This window comes from Streptomyces sp. NPDC001933 (genome assembly GCF_042890955.1).
Taxonomy (GTDB): Bacteria; Actinomycetota; Actinomycetes; order Streptomycetales; family Streptomycetaceae; genus Streptomyces.
In genome coordinates, this window is record NZ_JBIASS010000013.1 from 56,247 (window position 1) to 74,169 (window position 17,923).

Below are 17,923 nucleotides of genomic sequence, written 5' to 3' on the forward strand. Positions count from 1 at the left end.
CTCACTGCCCGTCGTTGACGGTGGCCTCGGGCACCGCGCTGTCGCCGACTCCCCAGGTGTCGAGGATCTTCTTGTAGTCGCCGTTGTCGATGAGCTCCTGCAGGGCCCTGTGGACGGCGTCGCGCAGTCCGCCCTGGCTCTTCGCGGACGCGATGCCCCAGGGAGCGGTGCCGTACTGCTCCGGCAGGACCTCGTACGAACTGCTCTTCTTCGTGAACATCTTGGCGACGGGATAGTCGACGATGGTCGCGACCGCGCGTCCGCTGTCCAGTTGCAGCAGCCCGGTCGGTGCGTCCTCGCTCTGGGAGATCCGCATCTTCTCCTGGCACTTGGCGTTCTGTTCCTCGCCGATGTGGAGATTGGAGCTGCCCTTGGCGAGGACGACGGTCTTTCCGCAGAGGTCCGCGAGGGACTTGATGCCCTGCGGGTTGCCCTGCTTCGTCATGATGACGCCGCCGGTGCGGAAGTAGTCGACGAAGTCGACCGCCCGGCGCCGCTGCGCACTGTCGGTCATGGACGACATCACCAGGTCGAACCGTCCCGACTCCAGGCCGGGGATCAGTCCGTCGAAGGCGGCATTGGTGAGTTCGAGCTTCAGCTTGAGCCGCTCGGCAAGGGCCTTGGCCAGATCGGGGTCGACGCCGGTGAGCCGGGTGGTGCCGGGCTCGTACATCTCCATCGGCGGGTACCCGACCGCGGTGGCCACCCGGAGCACACCCTTTTCCCGGTGCTGGGCGGGCAGCAACTCGGCCGCGGTCCGGCCGGAGGCGGCCTTCGACGCGGCTTCGGACGGGGCTTCGCCCTGACCGGAACGCCCGCAGGCGGTGGCCGCGAGAGCCACCACGGCCAGGGCTGCCAGACAGCGCAGAGAACGGGGACGATTCATCGGATTCTCCCTCAAGGGGTGGCGGTGCGCCGATGCTGGCAGCCGCGCCCCGGTGAACGGAAGATGATGAAGCCATTCATGCCTGACCATCGAAATCTGTACGGGTCCGGTGGATCGCGGTGACCGGACCGGACGTCCGTGACTCCGGTGACGGTCCGGGGGATTAGGTTGTCGGAGAAAGGTTTTCGGGCAGCCGGACTCGCGATGGGGGCGAGCATGACCATGCAAAAAGGCGCCAATGTTCCGGTGGCGGCTCAGGTGGTGCGGGTCGAACTGGGGTGGCGCACCTCCCCGGGGACACCGGACGTGGACGGCTCGGCGCTCCTTCTCATGCCGTCGGGAAAGGTGCGCGGCGACGCCGACTTCGTCTTCTACAACCAGCCCTCCCACGCGTCCGGCGCGGTGCGCCACGAGGGCAAGCGGACCGCCGGTGACGGGACGACGGACAGCCTCGCGGTCGATCTGGCACGCGTCGAGCCGGCCATCGACCGGGTGGTCCTGGCGGCCTCCGCGGACGGCGGCACGTTCGGCCGGGTGGCCGGGCTGTACGTACGGATCACGGACGCGGCGAGCGGCCGGGAGATCGCGCGCTTCGACAGCGCGGACGCGACGATCGAGACCGCGTTCATCCTCGGGGAGCTCTACCGGCGCCAGGGCGCCTGGAAGTTCCGCGCCGTCGGCCAGGGGTACGACACCGGCCTCGAAGGGCTCGCGACCGACTTCGGGATCTCCGTCGACGAACCGCAGCGGCCCCAGCCGGCTCAGCCCGATCTCCGGCCCCGGACACCCCAACAGCCGCAGAGCGCAACGCGGGTCGACCACGGGCCGTCGGCTCCGCCCGCGCCGCCGATGGCACCGCCGGCGCCTGCCGCACCCCCTGCCCCCGCGCCCGTCCGCCTGTCCAAGGTGACGCTCACCAAGGACGCGCCGGTGGTCTCCCTCGCCAAGCAGGGCGGCACTTCGGGAGCGCTTCGGGTCAATCTCAACTGGGAAGTGCGCAAACAGTTCAAGGGCTGGGGAAGCAAGTTCGGCAGAGCGGTCGCCAACCACTCGGACCTCGACCTCGATCTCTGCGCCCTCTACGAACTGACCGACGGCCGCAAGGGAGTCGTGCAGGCGCTGGGAAACGCGTTCGGCGCCCTCCAGCACCCTCCCTATATCCAGCTCGACGGAGACGACCGCACCGGCGCCGTCTCCACCGGCGAGAACCTCACCGTCAACCTCGACCACAAGAACAAGCTCCGGCGCGTCCTGATCTTCGTCACCATCTACGAAGGCGCCCGGAGCTTCGCCGACCTCCACGCGACCGTCACGCTCCAGCCCCAGAACGGCGCCCCGATCGACTTCTCGCTCGACGAATGCACCGTCCCGTCCACGGTCTGTGCCCTGGCGCTCCTGACCAACAACGGGGGAGACCTCACGGTGCAGCGCGAGGCCCGCTACCTCGTCCCCGAGCGCGGAGTCAGCCCGCAGCGCACCATCGACTACGCCTACGGGTGGGGCATGAACTGGACACCCGGCCGTAAATAACCCCCCGGCGGTCCGGCCGGCCCTGCGGCCATCGGCCCACCGCCGGCTCGGCTCACCGGTCCGGCGCGGTCTCGGGACGGGCGTACGTACGCCCCTTCCAGGCCGCGCCGCGGCCCCGGTAGTGCTGCACCGCCGAATCGACCGTCATCAGCAGATAGAGCACGGCGGTGAACGGCAGCAACGGAGCCGACCACAGCGACTGCCGGTAGTAGCCCAGCATCGGCAGATACGTCGCGGTCATCACCGCCCACGCCAGTCCGCCCGTCCACGCCGCCACCGGGTCACCGGTCAGCAGCCCGGAGACGAGCGCGACCGGCGGGACGAGATAGACCAGCGCGAGCCCCAGCACCGTCCCCAGCAGCAGCGGAGGACTGTGCCGCAACTGGGCGTACGCGCTCCGCGACACCATCCGCCACAGATCCGCCAGCCGCGGATACGGCCGCACGCTGTCCACCCGCTCCGCCAGCCCCAGCCAGATCCGCCCGCCGCTGCGCTGCACCGCCCGCGCCAGCGACACGTCGTCGATCACCGCCTGCCGGATCGACTCCGGCACCCGGGCCCGCTGTGCCGCCCCGGTCCGCAGCAGCACACAGCCACCGGCCGCCGCAGCCGTCCGGGCACCCGCCCGATTCACCCACCGGAACGGGTAGAGCTGCGAGAAGAAGTAAACGAAGGCCGGCACCACCAGCCGCTCCCAGAGACTCGACACCCGCAGCCGGGCCATCTGCGAGACCAGGTCGAAGCCGCCCGACCCGGCGGCGGCGACCAGCTCCCGCAGACTGTCCGGCTCGTGCGCGATGTCGGCGTCGGTGAGCAGCAGATACTCCGGCTCCCTGGTCCGGGCCAGCGAGATCCCGTGCCGCACCGCCCAGAGCTTGCCCGTCCAGCCCGGCTCGGGCTCACCCGGCGAGACGACCGTCACCGGCAGCCCTCCGTACCGTACGGACAGCGCGCGGGCGACGTCCCCGGTCCCGTCCTTGCTGCAGTCGTCGACGAGAAAGATCTCCGCCCGCCCCGGATAGTCCTGCGCCAGCAGTGACGGCAGGCTCACCGGCAGCATGTCGGCCTCGTCACGCGCGGGCACCACGATCGCGACGGACGGCCATCCGGCGGGGGGCTCCCGGCGGGGCAGCCGCTGGTCGGTCCGCCAGAAGAACCCTTGTCCCAGCAGCAGCCACACCCATGCGGCCAGCGAACCCACGGCGATCCAGGCAACGGCGCTCATCCGCCGCAGTCTGCCCCACCGGGACGGAACCGCAAGGGCGGTCGACTATGGTGACCGGGTGAAGATCGCGCTCATGGACTCAGGAATCGGCCTGCTCGCGGCAGCCGCCGCGGTACGCCGGCTGAGGCCGGACGCCGATCTGGTGCTCTCCTCCGACCCCGACGGCATGCCCTGGGGACCGCGTACGCCCGAGTACGTGAGCGCCCAGGCGCTCGACGTGGCCCGCGCGGCCGCCGCCCACCGGCCGGACGCCCTGATCGTCGCCTGCAACACGGCCTCCGTGCACGCCCTCCCGGCGCTCCGCGCCGAGCTCGAACCCACGCTGCCGGTCATCGGCACCGTCCCCGCCATCAAGCCGTCCGTGGTCGGCGGCGGCCCCGTCGCGATCTGGGCCACGCCCATTACCACCGGCAGCCCGTACCAGCGCGGACTCATCGCCGAATTCGCGCGCTCCGTCGATGTCACCGAGGTGCCCTGCCCGGGTCTCGCCGACGCGGTGCAGTACGCGGACGAGACCGCGATCGACCTGGCGATCGCCACGGCCGCCGCCCGCACCCCGCGCGATGTCCGGGCCGTGGTCCTGGGCTGCACCCACTACGAACTGGTCGCCGAACGCATTCGCGACGCGGTGCGGCAGCCCGGTCTGCCGCCGGTCGCGCTGTACGGTTCCGCGGACGCCGTCGCCGCCCAGGCGCTGCGCCGGATCGGTGCCGAACCCGCTCCGTCGGCCGAACCGTCCACTTCTCTTGCGGTCCTTCTCAGCGGCCGCCCAGCCGACCTGCCGAAAGCCGCTCTGGCCTACGCCGAGGGGCGGCTGCTGGGAGCCGTCAGCCCGGCCCGCTGACCCGGCGGGGCCCGTTCGTCCCATCCCCGGCGTGCGGAATCCTGAGTACGCTGCTTGACATGAGGGACCACTCCCGAAAACCCCGGCACGACGGGGCCGATGCCTGCTCCGCCGTCTGGACCGGCCGGGCCACCAACCGGGCCCAGTGGGTACTCGCGGCCGCGGGCGCCGCCTGCCTGGCGCTCGGCGTCCAGCTGGCCGTCACCTCCAACTGGACCTCCGGGATCGCCCCGCTGCTGATGTCCGTGATCGGCTGCGTCGCCGCCGGGCTGCTCATGCTGTTCGGCACCCTTGCGTTCGTGAACGTGGCCGTGAGGGTCGACGGGGACGCACTGGAGGTGCGCTGCGGCCACATGGGCCTGCCGCGCCGCCGGATTCTGCTCACCCATGTGGTGGGCGCGGAATTCGCCCCCGAGGTCACCCCGCGCCAATGGGGCGGCTGGGGCTACCGCTGGCGACCCGAGCAGGGCACGGCCGTGGTGGTCCGCAGGGGCGAGGGCCTGGTGCTCCGGCTCGGCGACGGCAGGACGTTCACCATCACGGTCGATGACGCGGAGGCGGGCGTCCGGTTCATCCGTGAGCGCCTGCAGCTGCCGGCGACCGGAGCGACGGCCGGTACCTGACCCCCGAGGGCCGCCCCGCTCGGACGGCAGCGGAGCGGATCTGTGCGGGAAAGCGCCGGAACGATCCGGTACGAAGGGTTCCACCACACGGGCGGGGCTGCCGGACCCACAGCCGGTCACCGTAGACTCCGCCGGGTGAGCGCCACCACCACCGAAGTCGAGGCCGCGCAGCCGGTCTCATCCCCCGTGTCCCGGAAGCGAAGCTTCCTGCGGCCCCCGGCCGCCGTGATCGCGGGCGTACTGCTGTATCTGAGCTTCCCGCCGCGCCCCCTGTGGTGGCTGGTCCTGCCCGGTTTCGCCCTGCTCGGCTGGGTTCTGCACCGACGACGGCTCCGGGCCGGCTTCGGACTCGGTCTGCTCGCCGGACTGGGCTTCATGCTGCCGCTGCTGCACTGGACCGGCGAGGAGGTCGGTCCGGTGCCGTGGCTGGCGCTCGCCGCCGCCGAGGCGCTGTTCATCGCGGTCGGCTGCATAGGGATCGCCGCCGTCAGCCGGCTCGCCTGGTGGCCGGTGTGGGCCGCCGCGGTCTGGGTGCTCGACGAGGCGGTCCGGGCCCGGGTGCCGTTCGGCGGCTTCCCGTGGGGGAAGATCGCCTTCGGCCAGGCGGACGGCGTGTTCCTGCCGCTCGCGGCCCTGGGAGGCACACCGCTGCTCTCCTTCGCGGTGGTGCTGTGCGGCTTCGGTCTCTGCGAAGCGGTACGCCAGGTCCGCGCCCACCGCCGTACGGGCACGCTGCCGAGGGCGGCCGTCGCCGCCGCGGCCGCGACCGTCCTGGTACCCGTCGCCGGCGCGTTCGCCGCGCTGCCCCTCGTCGACGACTCGGCCGAGGACGGCACCGCGACCGTCGCCGCGATCCAGGGAAACGTGCCCCGGCTCGGACTCGACTTCAACTCCCAGCGCCGCGCCGTCCTGGACAACCATGTGCGCCGCACCGAACAGCTCGCCCGGGAGGTGAAGGAGGGCAAGGTCCCGCAGCCCGACTTCGTCCTGTGGCCGGAGAACTCCTCCGACCTCGACCCGTACCGGAACGCCGACGCCCGGATCGTGATCGACGACGCGGTGAAGGCGATCGGCGTGCCCACCGTGGTCGGCGCGGTGGTCGAGCCCGACAGCGGGAACCTGCGCAACACCCTCATCCAGTGGGATCCGGAGAAGGGCCCCGTCGACACCTACGACAAGCGCCACATCCAGCCGTTCGGCGAGTACATGCCGATGCGCTCCATCGCCCGGATCTTCAGCTCCGACGTGGACCGGGTGACGCGTGACTTCGGCCCCGGGAAGAAGGTCGGGGTCTTCGACCTGGCTGGCACGAACGTGGGGCTCGTGACCTGTTACGAGGCCGCGTTCGACGACGCCGTACGGGACACCGTCACGCACGGTGGCCAGCTGATCGCCGTACCCAGCAACAACGCCACCTTCGGCCGCAGCGAGATGACCTATCAGCAGCTGGCCATGTCCAGGGTGCGGGCGGTCGAGCACAGCAGGTCCGTCGTCGTCCCCGTCACCAGCGGCGTCAGCGCCGTCATCCGTCCGGACGGGACGGTCGTCCAGAAGACGAAGCTGTTCACCCCGGACGCGCTCGTGGACGAGGTGCCGCTGAGGTCCTCGCTGACGCCCGCGACCCGGATGGGCACGCTCCCCGAAGCGGTGCTGGTGCTGATCGCCGTGGCCGGGCTCGGCCTGGTCACCTTCCGCGCGGTACGGGGCCGGCGCAGCCGGTGATCCACCGGTGCGTCACCTGAGGGCTGTCCCGTGATCCTTGTGGATCACGGGACAGCCCTTAGGGTCGGACCATGGCAACTCCTGATTTCATCCGCGAGATCCGCGCCACCGCGGGCCGGCAACTGCTCCTGCTGCCGGGCGTCACCGCCGTAGTCTTCGACGACGAGGGAAGAGTGCTGCTCGGACGCCGTTCCGACACCGGCAAATGGGCGGTCATCGGCGGCATCTGCGAGCCGGGCGAGCAGCCGGCGGCGACGGCGGAGCGCGAGGTGTACGAAGAGACCAACGTGCGCTGCGTCGCGGAGCGGGTGGTGCTCACCCAGGCCCTGGAGCCCGTGCAGTACGCGAACGGCGATCGCTGCCAGTACCTCGACGTGACCTTCCGTTGCCGGGCGACCGGCGGTGAGGCACGCGTCAACGACGACGAGTCGCTGGAGGTGGGCTGGTTCCCGGTGGACGCGCTGCCGCCGCTGAACGAGTTCGGGCTCTTCCGGATCAAGCAGTCCATGACCGACGGACCCACCTGGTTCGAACCCACCGCCGGGCAGTGAAACACCGTCGTCCGCAGGTCGGCCCGGTCTCCCCGGCCACCCTGCGGACGACGTTTGCGACCATGGACTCAGACGGTACGGGCGTCGGCCTTAGGCGCCCCGGCGGCGTCCGGGGCGGCCGCGGCCCCGTCGATGTCCGTGAGGTCCCGGTGCCGGGTCTCCTTGGCGCACCCGACCGCGAGCAGGGTGATGAGCGCGGCGGCGATGACGTACAGCGAGATGGGCACCGAGCTGTTGAAGTCCGCGAGCAGCGCGGTGGCGATGAGCGGCGCCGGGGCACCGGCCGCGACCGACGAGAACTGCGCCCCGATCGAAGCGCCCGAGTACCGCATCCGGGTCGCGAACATCTCCGAGAAGAAGGCGGCCTGCGGTGCGTACATCGCACCGTGGAAGAACAGTCCGACGGTGACGGCGAGCAGCAGACTTCCGAAGTTCCGGGTGTCGATCAGCGCGAAGAACGGGAACGTCCACAGCCCGACACCGACCGCGCCGACCAGATACACCGGCTTGCGCCCGACCCGGTCCGAGAGCGCGCCCCACATCGGAATGACCGCGAAGTGGACGGCCGAGGCGATGAGCACCGCGTTGAGCGCGGTCTGCTTGCTCAGATCCGCCGCCGTGGTCGCGTAGACGAGCACGAACGCCGTGATCACGTAGTAGCTGATGTTCTCCGCCATCCTGGCGCCCATGGCGATCAGCACATCGCGCCAGTGGTGCCGCAACACGGCGACGAGCGGCATCTTCTCGGCCGTCCCGGCACTCGACCTGCGCTCCTCGGCCTGCGCCAGCGCGGCCTTGAAGACCGGCGATTCATCGACGGAGAGCCGGATCCACAGGCCGATGAGCACCAGGACACCGGAGAGCAGGAAGGGGATTCGCCAGCCCCACGACCCGAACGCGGATTCCGACATCAGCGCGGTGAGCGCGGACAGCACCCCGGTGGCGAGCAGCTGCCCGGCCGGTGCGCCCGTCTGCGGCCAGGAGGCCCAGAAGCCGCGCCGTTCGGCGTCCCCGTGCTCCGACACCAGCAGCACGGCCCCGCCCCATTCGCCCCCGAGCGCGAAGCCCTGCACCAGCCGCAGGATCGTGAGGAGCACGGGGGCGGCGGCCCCGACCGTGGCGTGCGTCGGCAGCAGCCCGATCGCGAACGTCGCCCCGCCCATCATCAGCAGGCTGAGAACCAGCAGCTTCTTGCGGCCGAGCCGGTCGCCGTAGTGGCCGAACACCAGAGCACCCAGCGGCCGGGCGGCGAAGCCGACCGCATAGGTGAGGAAGGACAGGAGCGTTCCGACGAGCGGGTCGGACTCGGGGAAGAACAGCTTGTTGAAGACCAGCGCGGCGGCTGACCCGTAGAGGAAGAAGTCGTACCACTCGATGGTGGTCCCGACGAGGCTTGCGGCGACGATGCGCTTGAGGTTCGACGGTGCCGGCGGGGAGGTTGCTGGGGCGGCCATGGGTACCACTTCCGGACGGTTGGCGGGGACGTGTGTGCGTCGCCATACCGTAGGAAGGGGCAGTTCAGGGGCGTATGTGGCGGGACACCATAGTTCTCGGTCCGGGTGTGCGCGAGGCCACCATGACGGGCGTGCCGGGGCGGGGCGCCGTCCGCCGCCGGCCGCGACGCGGCCGGCGGCGGGCAGGCCCTGGGGTCCACGGCCGCGGTTGCTCGCCCGTGGCTACCCGGCGCGTCCCTCCAGCAACTGCTCGGGCACGAACCCGGCCTCGGCGAGCCGCTGCCAGAGCTCGTCCGGGACCGGGAAGCGGGCGGCCGCCGCGTTCGCCGTCACCTCGGCCGCCGAACGGCAGCCGAGGACGACCGAGTCGACGCCGGCGTGCAGCAGCGGGAACTGGACCGCGGCCGCGGGCAGTGGCACCTCGTACGTCTCGCACAGCGTCCGGCACCGGCGCGCCCGCTCCAGCGTCTCCGCGGGAACCGGCCGGTAGTTGAACATGGCGCCGGGGGACGGGTCGGCCAGGAGGCCGGTGTTGAAGACGCCGCCGACGACCACCGCGGTGCCCGTCCTGGCGCACAGCGGCAGCAGGGTGGTGAGCGCCTCGTGGTCCAGGAGCGAGAAGCGGCCCGCGATGAGCACGACGTCGACCTCGAACTCCGCCACGTACGAGGCGAGCGGACCGCTGTGGTTCATCCCGAACCCGATCGCCCGGATCAGCCCCTCGTCGCGCAGCCTGCGCACCGCCGGATAGGCCGTGCGGCGTATCTCGTCCGGGTAGTCGTCCGGGTCGTGCAGATACAGGATGTCGACGCTGGAGCGGCCCAGGCGGGTCAGGCTCGCCTCCAGGGATTCGCGGATGCCGCGCTCCGTCCAGTCGGTGATCACCTCACCGGGGGAGCCGTCCGGCCGGGGGCGCAGCAGCCATCCCGTCTTCGTGGAGATCACCGGGTCGGTGACCCCGGACGGGGCGAGCAGGCGGCCCAGGCGCTGTTCGGCCAAGCCGTGTCCGTAGCGGGGCGCGGTGTCGAAGTACCTGATCCCGGCCTCGGCCGCGGCCTTCAGCGTCGCGGCGGCGTCCTGCTCGGTGACCTCCTCGAAGAGCCCGCCCAGGGGAGCGGTGCCGATGCCGATGCGGGGCAGGGTGAAGGGCAGCCGGTTCGCTGCGGTGGTGTCGGTCATGCCGTCTCCCACGGGGAGGCACAGGCCGCGCGGCCGGCGCGCAGCGTCATGGTCAGGGTCAGCCGGATCCGCGAGTTCCCGGGCAGGCCGACGCGGCAGTACGGTCCGTCGACCGGCTGCTCGGGACCGTCGTCCACGCGGACGGTGGCGACGTGGTGCTCGGCGAACGAACCCGCCTGCACCAGCAGGGAGCGCGCAGTGTCGCCGAGATTGATCAGCTCCACCACCGTGTGGTCCGGGCGGATGTCCGACACGAGCGCGGCGACGTCCGCCGGAAGGCCGGGGCGGTGGGCGTCCGCGTCGTGGTAGCGCAGGTGCAGTTGGGCGAGGCCGCCGTTGTAGAGGACCTGCGGGGAGCCGGTGGTCAGCTGCAGCAGCGCCTCCGTCACGACCGGGTTGAGGTGCTGCCAGTGGTGGATGTCCAGGGCGTCGGGGCCGACGGCCGGGTCGACCGTGTCGTTCTCGATGGCCTCGACCCGCTCGGCGCAGCTCGCGAGGGCGCTGCGCAGCATCCGCTCGGGGAAGTGCGGGTTGCGTCCGTGCAGGAACTCGTACCAGGGCTCCTCGTGCCCGGCCTCGTCCTTGATGCGCTGGGTGTGCACGGTGGTCCAGTCCCAGTGGGACTCCGCGCGCAGATGCTCGATCCGGTCCCGGTCGGCCTGCTCGCGGCTGAAGTGCCAGAGCGCGAGCGGGAGCTGGCCGGGCATGACGGTGAAGTCGAACCAGCCGGAGTCGTTGTGCCGCTGGGGCACCATGAGGGTGCGCTCGGCCGTCATCGCGCTCAGGTGGGGCTCCCAGCGCTCGCCGAGCGTGCCCATCCGGTCGGCGCCGCGCTGCTCGGCGTGGCGCAGCACCACGTCGAGGGGGTTGCGGGCGAGGTCCAGGAAGCCCCGGTCCCCGGTGAGGAGCGTCGCGTTCGCCGCGCCGATGACGGTGGCGCTGCCGACGGGGGACAGGCCGTGCGGCCACGACCATCCGTAGTGCCCGCCGTACCAGCGGCCGTCCAGGTACTCGCCCACCACACCGTTCAGGCCCACGTTGTCGGGTACGACGTCACGCCCCGCCAGCCGCTCCTGCCACACGGCGACGTATTCGGCCACCCAGTCCGCGTAGCGCTGTTCGCCGCTGAGCAGGAAGGCGTTGGTCGCCAGACCGGTGGCGGCCAGGTTCACGATCGTGTCACCGCGGCCCATCCGGTCCCACATGGCACGGCCGTACGCGCGGGCACGCTCGGGCGAAGCGGCCAGGTCGTCGAAGGACGTGACGTCGTCGACCCCGTCCAGCGGCAGGCCGTACGGGCGCAGGGCCAGGCTCCACGGGAAGTACGCCTCTTCGTCGCTGAAGCCGAAGCGCGGTCCCGCCGAGCCGTTGTGCGGAGCGCGCAGGAGCCGGTGCGCGGGATCGTAGTTGGGGCCGCCGGGAAGGTAGAAGTCGGCGAAACGCAGGGCGAGTTCACGCAGCTCCGCGTCTTCCGGGTCGGCGAGGCACAGGCCGTAGAAGAGGAGCAGGCCCTCGCCCTGGTGGAACCAGTCGTAGCCGCGCTCCAGGCCGTCGACGAGCATGCCCATCTCGGTGAGCTGCGCGGTGACCCCGCGCCAGTGCCGCCGCGCCGCGGTCAGCAACTCCGCGCTGCCACCCAGCAGATACAGCGTCGGCCAGTTGAAGAACGGCTCGTAGAAGTCGTCCACACCGTCCCGGCCGTCCATTCCCCGGCCGAGCGTGTCGCGGAAGACGAGACGGCCGTCGCCCTCGGTGTAGCGGTCGGCGAAGAGCCGCCACGCCTTGTCCTGTACGGCGAACAACTCCCTCTCCAGGTAAGCCCACCGGGGGACCTCGGTGACGCGCCGGGACGCGGTCAGCAGAGGTCCGTGCGGCTCGCCCACTGTGCGCGTGCCACCGGTTCGTTCAGGCCTGAGCATCGAGAACACCTGCACCCTCGTCACGTACGGATTGAATAATCGCCCATCGATAGCCGATGGTTAGACTCACGGGCAGGGAGCCGACGTGTCAATACTCCGGAGCGGCCCCGACGAGCCCCGAGAGGGAGGCGCACCGTGATCGACTGCCATGTCCACCTGTGGGATCCGGCCGAGGGGTTCCCATGGATCCGGCCGGGCAGCGAGCTCCATCGCGCCTTCGACGAGGCCGACTTGGAGCGGTCGGCCGAAGGCCTCGACCTGGCCGGGGCGATCCTGGTCGAGGCGTCGCGCGGCGACGCGGGAGAAACGCTCGCCCTGCGTGAACTGCGCCTGCGCCGCCCGGACCTGGTCGCCGGCTACGTGGCCAACCTGCACGTCCACGGCACCGGCGGCCCCGGCCGGTTCCGCGCCCTCCTGCACGAGCTCGGCGACCTCCGACCGGGCGGGATGCGGCTCGGCGGCGCCACGTGGACGGACACCCCCGAGCCGGCCCGCGCGCTCGTCCCGGTGCTGGCCGAAGCCGGGACGGCGCTGGAACTCAACCTCCACCGGGGTGCGTTGACGGCGGCGGCCGATGTCGCCGACCGGCACCCCGGGCTGACCGTCGTCGTCGACCACCTGGGCAACGCACCGGACCCGCGCACACCTGCGGCGGGGGACTGGTACCGCGACGTGGAGCGCGCCGCCGCGAGCCCGGGCGTGGTGGTGAAGATCTCCGGGCTGCTCACCCAGCAGCACGGGGTGGAGCGGCGGCGCGTCGCGCACATGGTGCGACACGTCGTGGACGTGCTCGGCCCCGACCGTTGTCTCGTCGGCTCCGACTGGCCGATCTGCCTGCCCCGCGGCTCACGGGCCGACTCGCTCACGGCGTCCGCGCTCGGCCTGGCCCATCTGACGGCGGATCAACGGCAACGGGTACTGCACACGACCGCGGTCCGGGTGTACGGACTCGGCGGATGACCGTACGCGTGGTTGACAGTGCTCGAACGCCCCTGATTCGATTCTCTCGATGATCGATAGGCGATGAAAAGCGACCGGCTCCGCCTCGCCGAGAGTCGGTCCCGACCTCCGCGGAGATGCCCCATGGCACATTTCGACCTGTCCCTGGACGAGCTGGAGAGATACCGCCCGGCCCTCACCGAGCCGGGCGACTTCGACACGTTCTGGCAGGAGACACTCGGCCGGCAGGAGGAGTTCGGCCTCGCCGCGACGTTCGAGCCGGTGTACAACGGGCTCGCCACGATCGACACCTTCGACGTGACCTTCGCCGGCTACGGCGGCCACCCCGTGCGCGGCTGGTTCCACCTGCCGGTGACCCGCACCGGCCCGCTGCCGGTCGTCGTGGAGTACCTGGGATACGGCAGCGGGCGGGGCGCCCCGCACGAGAAGCGGCTGTGGGCGGACGCGGGCTACGCGCACCTCGTCATGGACACCCGGGGCCAGGGCGCCGAGACCCCCGACCCCGACCCGGCCGCCGGTGACATCGCCGCGCCCGGCTTCCTCACCCGCGGCGTACTCGATCCGCGCCGCTACTACTACCGGCGCCTGTACACCGACGCGGTGCGCGCCGTCGCCGCCGCGCGCACGCACCCGGACGTCGATCCGTCCCGCACCGTGGTCACCGGCACCAGCCAGGGCGGCGGGATCGCGCTCGCCGCGGCGGGTCTCGTCCCCGACCTCGTGGCCGTCATGCCGGACGTGCCGTTCCTGTGCCATTTCCCGCGCGCCACCACGATCACCGATCTGCCGCCGTACGTCGAGGTCGCCAGGTTCGTGAAGCTGCACCGCGAGCACGCGGCCACGGTCGCCCGCACCATGTCCTACTTCGACGGCGCCGCCCTGGCCCGCAGGGCGAATGCGCCGACGCTCTTCTCGGCCGGTCTGATGGACCGCGTCTGCCCGCCCTCCACGGTGTATGCGGCGTTCAACCATTACGGCGCCCAGCGGAATATGGACCAGGCCGACAAGCAGATACGGACCTATCCGTTCAATGATCACGAAGGCGGCGGGCCCGCCCATGAGGTCGTCAAATTGGAATGGCTGTCCAAGCAGCTGGAAACCTCGGTGTGATTCCATCGAGAGAAGATGGGCGCGTATTATGTCGCAACTTACGTGCCCCAGTGCAGGATTGGGAATTCATGGCATCCAATGCGTCGGGTGGATTCGTCTCCACGCTGGCCACCAACAAGGACCGGTTCCGCAAGACCCTGATCTCGGACCAGGTCTACGAACTGCTCCGCCAGGCCGTGGTCGAGGGCGATCTCGCGCCGAACGACCGGGTGGTCGAATCGGAGATCGCGCGGCGGCTCGGTGTGAGCCAGGCCCCGGTGCGCGAGGCGGTCAAGCGGCTCGCGCGTGAGGGCCTGTTCACGCACGTCCCGCGCCGCGGCCACTTCGTGGTCGAGATCTCCTCGCAGGACGCGGAGTACGCCCGTCAGGTGCGCGAACCGCTGGAGGGCCTCGCCGCCAGGCTCGCCGCCCAGCACATCACCGAGGAGCAGCTCACCGAGCTCGACGAGCTGGTGGCGCGGATGCGCGAGGCGGTCGCCGCGAGCGACGTGAGCGGCTTCCGCGACGCCGACATAGAGTTCCACACCCTGGTCAGCCAGTTCGCCGGCAATCCGTTCCTGGCCCGGATGTGGGAGGTCATCGAGCCGAGCCTGCGCACCCTGCGGGCCATCTCCGACCCGCTCTTCGACGGCGACTGGTGCGCCATGGCCGACGAACACGGTCGTCTCGTCGACCTGCTGCGGTCCGGGGAGCCCGACAAGGCGGCGGAGGCCTTCGCCGACCATGCCGCCGGCCGCGGGCCCGTGCCGGACGCCCGGGAGGCGAAGAGACCCCGCAAGAAGGCCGCCGCGACGAAGCGCACGGCGGCCAGGAAGACGGCGGCGAAGTCGAATTGATCCACCAGCGAGGGGGCCCGATGCGAAATTCGCATCGGGCCCCCTTTATTTTGCATGTGAGTTGCAGAGAGGCCGTCAATCGGGGGAATTATCGGCGGGCGCCCGCCGTCCACTTCGGCGCCCCGTACTGATACGCGCCCAGACTCGGTGTCGCGTCCGTGGAACCGTCATTGATCCCCGGCAGCGGGATCGCCGCATTGCGTGCGGGGGATCCGGCGGCCAGCCGGTAGTCGTGGTTCGCCGCGTCGACGAAGAGCGGATCGGTCTCGGCGGGAAGGTTGTTGGACAGGACGAGACCGCCGTTCGTGGCGTCGGTCAGGCCCCGGATCGTCCCGATGTTGTTGTAGATCTTCGTGCCGGTCGACGCGTTCGGCTCCTTCACGTAGAACAGCGTCATCCCGCCGGTGTTGTTGTAGACGCTGTTGTCGTGCGACCCGGTGCCCAGCCCGTTGAGCATCACCGTGCCCTCGCGGTTGCCCCAGCCCACGTTGTTCGCGATGACGAGATCGCTCTGGCCGTTGTCCGCGTAGACGCCGGAGATGCCGAACGTGGTCGAGGTCGTCGTGGGTGCCGGGTCGTGCAGCACGTTGTGGTCGATGGACGAGCCCATCATGTACGCGCTGCAGCAGGTGTAGATCGCGGCGACGTCCAGGCTCAGCCGGGCGTACCCGGAGATGTCGTTGTACGCGATCAGGTCCTTGCCCGGGGTGAGGCCGGCCACCTCGTTCCACTGGAGGTTGATGCCGCTGCGGCCGACGCGGGAGATGGTGTTGTGCGTGACCGTCTGGCTGTTGCCCTGCACGGCGACGCCCGCCGCGTAGGTGCCCATGTAGTCCACGTCGTGGATCACGTTGTCCGTGGCGGTGTTGTTCTGCCCGCGCAGCGCGATGCCGTTCCCGGCGCTCAGCGACAGATCGCTGTTCACGATCTTGTTGTGGGTGCCGTCGAGGATGATGCCGGTGTCGCCGACGCCCCGGGTCACCGTGCTGCCGCAGTCCGTCGCGCCCCGGGTGATGTCCGTGTAGTGCGACAGGTACCGGCCCTCGATGCCGTCGAGGGTGACACCGGTGCTGGTGGCGCCCGTCTGGATCGTCGTGGCGAACAGGCCGATGCCGGCGACCGTGGTGTGGCTGGTGTTCGTCAGGTCGAAGCCGAGGGTGCGGCGCTTGGCCTCGAAGGTGTGGGCACCGGGGTCGTCGGTGCTGTACACGTACAGGCGCTTCGTGGCCGGGTCGTAGAACCACTCGCCGGGGTGCGCGAGCTCCCCGATCTTGCCGGAGAGCGCGTACCGCGTCTCCTTCGGTACGACCTTGTGGACGCACGGCGGCGCCACGTCGAGCGTCACCGATCCGACGGCCGAACTCTTCACCTTGCCCGTGGCCGAGATGTACCAGTAGCCGGTGAGAGCGCGCGCGCCGTCCCAGTAACCGGCCGGGCGGATCAGGTCCGCGTCGGCGATCGTGGCGTCAGCGCTGCCCGCACCGGCGTACTGAAGCGTGGGGCCGAGCAGATCGAGCCCGGGGTACGGCCATTGGGCCTCGACGCCCATCTTCTTGTCGGTGAACACCTGCACGGTGCTCACGTCCGGGCCGAGGTCGACATCCGTGCTGTAGACGTGCCCGGCCGCCACCGCGTCGCTGAACTGCGAGTCCTGGGCGAACGGGTCGGTCCTGGCGATCTCGGTGACATCGGCGGCGGTGACCGGCTCGAAGCCGCCGATCCTGGAGGAACCGCTGACCGTCACCTTCGCGCCCGGGGCGGCGCGGTAGGTGATCGGCAGTTCGGCGGTGCCGGAGCGGGCCGGCACGACCGTCTCCTCGTACGTGCCGGACAGGACCAGGCACGTGTCGCCCGGCACCATCACGTCTGCGCACTTCTGGATGTGCCGGAACGGGGCCCTGGCGCTCCGGCCGCCGGCGGTGTCCTTGCCGGTCGGCGCGACGTAGTAGGTCTTTCCCGACCGGAACCCGGCCGGATGGGCGGCGGCGGGCTGACCGGCCGCCACCATGGCCAGGGCTGCGAGCAGGGCGGCTGCGGGCCACGATCCCCTGCGGGACCGTGGCATCGAACTCCTCAGCACTGCGTGGTCCTTTCTCTTCTCTCGGCTCTTGCTCGGACAGGTGACAACGAGCCCGGTCCTCTCTCCACGGCTCGTCCCCTCACGGCTCATCCCTTCACGGCGCCGACGGTGAGACCGCTGATGATGTGGCGCTGCATGTAGATGAAGAAGATGACGACGGGCGCGATGGCGAGCAGAAGGTTGGGGAACACCTTCGTCAGGTCGGTCGAGTACTGGCTGATGCCCGCGTAGATCGCCGTCGTGACCGTGTAGTGCCCGGAGGACGGGCTGAGCAGGATCTGCGGCGAGACGAAGTCGTTCCAGATCCCGATCGAGTTGAGGATCAGCACCGTGACGACCGCCGGACGCATCAGCGGGAAGATGATGGACCAGAACGTCCGGTACCGGCCCGCGCCGTCGATCGTCGCCGCGTGGTCGATGTCCACCGGGATGGTGCGGATGAAGCCGACGAACAGGAAGATGCTCACCGGCAGCGTGGTCGCCACATCGTGCGCGACCAGACCGGTCACGGTGTTGGCCAGCCCGACCTCGCGCAGAACATAGATCACCGGGATGATCACGGCGGCACCCGGGATGAACGTGCCGGCCAGGAAGTACAGCAGCACCAGCTGCGTACGCCGCTTGAGACTGCGCGCGATCGCGTACGCGGCGGGGCCCGCGAGCAGGATGCACAGCACGTCCACGACCACGACGAGGAACAGCGTGAAGCCGTAGCCGCCGATGACGTTGAACTGCGGACTGCTGATCGCGGCCGACATGTGCTCGAAGGTCAGCCCGCTCAGGGGGATCGAGAACGGGTTGTCGAGGATGTCCTGCTGCGACTTGAAGGCGTTCACCACGAGCAGATAGACCGGCACGATCATGACGACGAAGAGCACGCCGAGCAGGGCCCACCGCACGGGTGAACGGGCCTCCTCGCGCTCCGTGCGCCGCACGTCGTCGCTCCTGGTCGGCAAGGCCTTCGCCTTCTCGCGGACCTCTGCCTCTAGTACCACCACCAACGG

The 17,923-nt window shown here is 70.6% G+C and carries 15 protein-coding genes; 8 read left to right on the forward strand and 7 right to left on the reverse strand.

Translation table 11 applies throughout. From position 1 onward, the window contains the following. Position 1: 1 nt before the first annotated feature. Positions 2-886 (reverse strand): ABC transporter substrate-binding protein, encoded by an 885-nt coding sequence (locus ACFYY7_RS28475; protein ID WP_388665724.1) that lies wholly within the window; start codon positions 884-886, stop codon positions 2-4. Between the two features lie 204 nt (positions 887-1,090). Here ACFYY7_RS28475 and ACFYY7_RS28480 point away from each other — a divergent pair, with 204 nt between their 5' ends. Next, the gene (locus tag ACFYY7_RS28480; RefSeq protein WP_388665726.1) at positions 1,091-2,416 is read left to right on the forward strand and encodes a TerD family protein; all 1,326 of its coding nucleotides are present in this window, start codon (positions 1,091-1,093) and stop codon (positions 2,414-2,416) included. 52 nt (positions 2,417-2,468) lie between these two features. Here ACFYY7_RS28480 and ACFYY7_RS28485 read toward each other — a convergent pair whose 3' ends face one another. Further along, positions 2,469-3,641, reverse strand: a complete 1,173-nt coding sequence (locus ACFYY7_RS28485) for a glycosyltransferase (RefSeq protein WP_388665728.1) — start codon at positions 3,639-3,641, stop codon at positions 2,469-2,471. Between the two features lie 58 nt (positions 3,642-3,699). On the opposite strand from ACFYY7_RS28485, the gene ACFYY7_RS28490 reads away from it, so the two are divergent. The 4 genes from ACFYY7_RS28490 to ACFYY7_RS28505 all read left to right on the forward strand — a co-directional run bounded on the left by ACFYY7_RS28490 (position 3,700) and on the right by ACFYY7_RS28505 (position 7,381). Continuing rightward, complete coding sequence (locus tag ACFYY7_RS28490; RefSeq protein WP_388665729.1) at positions 3,700-4,485, forward strand: glutamate racemase; 786 nt, start codon at positions 3,700-3,702, stop codon at positions 4,483-4,485. A 59-nt stretch (positions 4,486-4,544) separates the two neighbouring features. Then, complete coding sequence (locus ACFYY7_RS28495; protein ID WP_388665731.1) at positions 4,545-5,108, forward strand: hypothetical protein; 564 nt, start codon at positions 4,545-4,547, stop codon at positions 5,106-5,108. Between the two features lie 135 nt (positions 5,109-5,243). Then, the gene (gene lnt / locus ACFYY7_RS28500; RefSeq protein ID WP_388665733.1) at positions 5,244-6,830 is read left to right on the forward strand and encodes an apolipoprotein N-acyltransferase; all 1,587 of its coding nucleotides are present in this window, start codon (positions 5,244-5,246) and stop codon (positions 6,828-6,830) included. A 71-nt stretch (positions 6,831-6,901) separates the two neighbouring features. After that, positions 6,902-7,381, forward strand: coding sequence for an NUDIX domain-containing protein (locus ACFYY7_RS28505; RefSeq protein WP_388665735.1), 480 nt, complete (start codon positions 6,902-6,904; stop codon positions 7,379-7,381). 68 nt (positions 7,382-7,449) lie between these two features. Here the strand turns inward: ACFYY7_RS28505 and ACFYY7_RS28510 are convergent, their stop codons facing one another. The 3 genes from ACFYY7_RS28510 to ACFYY7_RS28520 all read right to left on the reverse strand — a co-directional run bounded on the left by ACFYY7_RS28510 (position 7,450) and on the right by ACFYY7_RS28520 (position 11,957). After that, complete coding sequence (locus tag ACFYY7_RS28510; RefSeq protein ID WP_388665737.1) at positions 7,450-8,835, reverse strand: MFS transporter; 1,386 nt, start codon at positions 8,833-8,835, stop codon at positions 7,450-7,452. A gap of 222 nt (positions 8,836-9,057) precedes the next feature. After that, the gene (locus ACFYY7_RS28515; RefSeq protein WP_388665739.1) at positions 9,058-10,014 is read right to left on the reverse strand and encodes an aldo/keto reductase; all 957 of its coding nucleotides are present in this window, start codon (positions 10,012-10,014) and stop codon (positions 9,058-9,060) included. Next, a complete protein-coding gene (locus tag ACFYY7_RS28520; RefSeq protein ID WP_388665741.1) occupies positions 10,011-11,957 on the reverse strand; it encodes a hypothetical protein in 1,947 nt (648 codons plus the stop codon). Before ACFYY7_RS28520 ends, ACFYY7_RS28515 begins: the two co-directional genes overlap by 4 nt. Before the next feature lie 111 nt (positions 11,958-12,068). On the opposite strand from ACFYY7_RS28520, the gene ACFYY7_RS28525 reads away from it, so the two are divergent. The 3 genes from ACFYY7_RS28525 (at position 12,069) to ACFYY7_RS28535 (ending at position 14,839) form a co-directional block, all read left to right on the forward strand. Then, positions 12,069-12,893, forward strand: coding sequence for an amidohydrolase family protein (locus tag ACFYY7_RS28525; protein ID WP_388665742.1), 825 nt, complete (start codon positions 12,069-12,071; stop codon positions 12,891-12,893). 123 nt (positions 12,894-13,016) lie between these two features. Beyond that, positions 13,017-14,003 (forward strand): acetylxylan esterase, encoded by a 987-nt coding sequence (locus ACFYY7_RS28530; RefSeq protein ID WP_388665744.1) that lies wholly within the window; start codon positions 13,017-13,019, stop codon positions 14,001-14,003. 68 nt (positions 14,004-14,071) lie between these two features. Continuing rightward, positions 14,072-14,839, forward strand: coding sequence for a GntR family transcriptional regulator (locus tag ACFYY7_RS28535; protein WP_388665746.1), 768 nt, complete (start codon positions 14,072-14,074; stop codon positions 14,837-14,839). Positions 14,840-14,927: 88 nt separating this feature from the next. Here ACFYY7_RS28535 and ACFYY7_RS28540 read toward each other — a convergent pair whose 3' ends face one another. Both ACFYY7_RS28540 and ACFYY7_RS28545 read right to left on the reverse strand, forming a co-directional pair. Beyond that, positions 14,928-16,904 carry a right-handed parallel beta-helix repeat-containing protein gene (locus ACFYY7_RS28540; protein WP_388665748.1) on the reverse strand — a complete coding sequence of 659 codons (1,977 nt, stop codon included), beginning with the start codon at positions 16,902-16,904 and terminating at the stop codon, positions 14,928-14,930. Positions 16,905-17,005: 101 nt separating this feature from the next. Then, positions 17,006-17,917 (reverse strand): carbohydrate ABC transporter permease, encoded by a 912-nt coding sequence (locus ACFYY7_RS28545; RefSeq protein WP_388665750.1) that lies wholly within the window; start codon positions 17,915-17,917, stop codon positions 17,006-17,008. Positions 17,918-17,923: the final 6 nt, after the last annotated feature.

Coding starts and splice junctions, on each gene's coding strand:
- ACFYY7_RS28485 (WP_388665728.1), bottom strand. CDS start 3,641: ATGAGCGCCGTTGCCTGGATCGCCGTGGGTTCGCTGGCCGCATGGGTG.
- ACFYY7_RS28475 (WP_388665724.1), bottom strand. CDS start 886: ATGAATCGTCCCCGTTCTCTGCGCTGTCTGGCAGCCCTGGCCGTGGTG.
- ACFYY7_RS28495 (WP_388665731.1), top strand. CDS start 4,545: ATGAGGGACCACTCCCGAAAACCCCGGCACGACGGGGCCGATGCCTGC.
- ACFYY7_RS28480 (WP_388665726.1), top strand. CDS start 1,091: ATGGGGGCGAGCATGACCATGCAAAAAGGCGCCAATGTTCCGGTGGCG.
- ACFYY7_RS28540 (WP_388665748.1), bottom strand. CDS start 16,904: ATGCCACGGTCCCGCAGGGGATCGTGGCCCGCAGCCGCCCTGCTCGCA.
- ACFYY7_RS28530 (WP_388665744.1), top strand. CDS start 13,017: ATGGCACATTTCGACCTGTCCCTGGACGAGCTGGAGAGATACCGCCCG.
- ACFYY7_RS28505 (WP_388665735.1), top strand. CDS start 6,902: ATGGCAACTCCTGATTTCATCCGCGAGATCCGCGCCACCGCGGGCCGG.
- ACFYY7_RS28510 (WP_388665737.1), bottom strand. CDS start 8,835: ATGGCCGCCCCAGCAACCTCCCCGCCGGCACCGTCGAACCTCAAGCGC.
- ACFYY7_RS28535 (WP_388665746.1), top strand. CDS start 14,072: ATGGCATCCAATGCGTCGGGTGGATTCGTCTCCACGCTGGCCACCAAC.
- ACFYY7_RS28515 (WP_388665739.1), bottom strand. CDS start 10,014: ATGACCGACACCACCGCAGCGAACCGGCTGCCCTTCACCCTGCCCCGC.